This window comes from Stenotrophomonas sp. HMWF023 (assembly GCF_003060985.1).
Classification (GTDB): Bacteria; Pseudomonadota; Gammaproteobacteria; order Xanthomonadales; family Xanthomonadaceae; genus Stenotrophomonas; species Stenotrophomonas lactitubi.
The window spans coordinates 34,120-36,641 of record NZ_QAIJ01000092.1 but is presented as its reverse complement, the minus strand read 5'-3'; the positions used below and the strand labels follow the sequence as shown (position 1 = coordinate 36,641).

The 2,522-nt window shown below is 65.1% G+C and carries 2 protein-coding genes; both read right to left on the bottom strand.

Features of this window, described 5'->3' with window-relative positions; translation table 11 throughout:
* Nucleotides 1-356: 356 nt before the first annotated feature.
* On the bottom strand, nucleotides 357-2,054 hold the full coding sequence (mqo, locus tag DBR20_RS04415) for a malate dehydrogenase (quinone) (RefSeq protein ID WP_108265325.1): 1,698 nt from the start codon (nucleotides 2,052-2,054) through the stop codon (nucleotides 357-359).
* A gap of 205 nt (nucleotides 2,055-2,259) precedes the next feature.
* Nucleotides 2,260-2,522 (bottom strand): GNAT family N-acetyltransferase (locus tag DBR20_RS22660; RefSeq protein WP_258223207.1); only part of this gene is annotated, 263 nt, incomplete at its 5' end.

Here is a 2,522-nt window from a genome sequence, read left to right as displayed (position 1 = left end):
GGCGGGTACGGAAGGTCGAGGACATGGTGGGCTCGAAGCTCGGAAGCGGGGAAGGGCGGCAACAGTCGTCCAGCACCCGGGGCGGCGGCTTCGGGCACATCAGGTCCATCTGGGAGTGGCGCGGTCACTGCGCAGAATGCAAATGTAAATAATTCTTAACAACATTACAATTCGTGACGCTTCGCAGCGGCTTTCCGACGCGTGGCAGGGATTTCTGTAGAGCCGAGCCCATGCTCGGCTGTTGGCAACCGCGGGGAGCAGCCGAGCGCAGGCTCGGCTCTACAGGTGGGTGCGACACAAATGCAGACGGCCACCCGAAGGTGGCCGTCCGTTTCTGTCCAATGGCAACCGCAGGCTTACAGCGCCTGCAGTTCCTCGTTGGCGTTGCGCTTTTCCTTGGCCGGCGCCGGGGCCGGCGCGGCCGTCGGTGCGAGGGCCGGCGTCGAACCTGCTTCCACCGGAACGTCCAGGTAGGGCAGGTGCAGGGTCTGGCTGGTCAGCGTGCGGATCTCGTTGGTCAGTGCGGCGCTCTCGTTGAGCTTGCGGCCGTACGACGGAACGATCTCGCGCAGGCGGGCTTCCCAACCGGCCTTCATCTGTTCCGGGAAGGCCTTGGCCATCAGGTCGAGCATGATCGGCGGCGACGTCGAGGCGCCCGGCGAGGCGCCCAGCAGCGCGGCGAGGGTGTGGTCCTTGTCGGTCACGATCTCGGTACCGAACTGCAGCACAGCGCCCTTCAGCGGATCACGCTTGATGATCTGCACGCGCTGGCCAGCGGTGACCAGCTTCCAGTCGCCCGGCTTGGCGTTGGGGAAGTACTTGACCAGTTCGGCCTGGCGATCGGCGTCGTTGAGGCGTGCCTGGCCCATCAGGTACTGCACCAGGTCCAGGTTGTCCTTGCCCACTTCCAGCATCGGGCCGACGTTGTTGTGGTTGACCGACGAATACAGGTCCCACCACGAGCCGTGCTTGAGGAACTTGGTGCTGTACAGCGCGAACGGCCCGAACAGGACCACCGGCTTGCCGTCCAGCTTGCGCGCATCCAGGTGCGGCACCGACATCGGCGGCGAACCGGTTTCGGCCATGCCGTAGGCCTTCACGCCATGGCGCGAGGTCATGTCCTGGCCCTGGAAGGCGAGGAACTGGCCGCCCACCGGGAAGCCGGCGTAGTCCTTCGATTCCGGAATGCCCGACATCTGCAGCAGCTTCAGCGCGGCGCCACCGGCACCGATGAACACGAAGCGGGCGTGGGTGGTGGACTCGGTGCCGGCCTTGAGGTCCTTCACGGTCACGTTCCAGCTCTTGTCCGCGTTCTGCCGCAGGGCGCTGACCTCATGGTTGAGGTGCAGGCCGAAGTTCGGGCTGTGCTGCAGGCCGGCGGTCAGCTGGCGGGTGATGACGCCGAAGTTGACGTCGGTGCCCAGCGGCATCCAGGTCGCGGCGACCTTCTGCTTCGGGTCGCGGCCTTCCATCAGCAGCGGTGCCCACTGCTTGATCTGCGCCGGGTCCTCGGAGTACTGCATGCCGTAGAACAGCGGGTTCTTCACCAGCGCCTGCTGGCGCTTGTGCAGGTAGGCGATGTTGTCATCGCCCCAGACGAAGCTCATGTGCGGGGTCGGGTTGATGAAGTCGCTGGGCTGGCTCAGCCGGCCTTCCTTCACCTGGTGCGACCAGAACTGGCGCGAGACCTCGAACGATTCGGCGATGCCGACCGCGCGCTTGGTCTCGATGCTGCCATCGGGCAGTTCCGGGGTGTAGTTCAGTTCGGCGAATGCCGAGTGGCCGGTACCGGCGTTGTTCCAGCCGTCCGAGCTTTCACCGGCGACGCCGTCGAGGCGCTCGTAGACCTGGATGTTCCAGTCCGGCTGCAGTTCCTGCAGGTAGGTGGCCAGGGTGATGCTCATGATGCCGGCGCCGACCAGCACGACATCGACGGGCTTGTCGTTGCTCGCGGCGGGCACCGAGCGCTTGGTCAGCGGCCAGTACAGGAACAGTGCGGCGACCAGCAACAGCAGCACGAGCAGGGCGAGTAGGGCCTTGCCAAATTTCTTCATGGGGGCGGAATCGTTGGCGGGGAAAGGGGTCAGGATGCGCAAGAAGCAGGGAAAGAGCGTGAAGAAACAACGCCTTGCAGCATTCCAGGGGCAATTTTAACCGCTTCTGGTCCGATTTTGATGCAACGCAGCATCCGGCCTGCGCGTTCGACCCCATCCCCGGTAGCGCCGGGCCATGCCCGGCGGCTGTTCCCGGCGCCGCGCGTCAAGACAACGCAAGAATCTCGTCACCGGCCTCGTCAATCTCCCCGGTCGCCTTCCAGCCCAGATGCCGATAGAAGCCATAAGAACGCGAATGCGGGTCCGCCGAGCAGGCCAGGAACAGGCGGGTGTGGCCTGAATCGCGGGTCAGGCTGACCACCTCCTGCAGCAGCTGCCGGCCGATGCCGCGGTTCTCGAATTCCGGCAGCAGGGCCAGCACCAGCACCTCGCCGTTTTCGCGGTCGGCAAAGCAGTAGCCGGCCATCC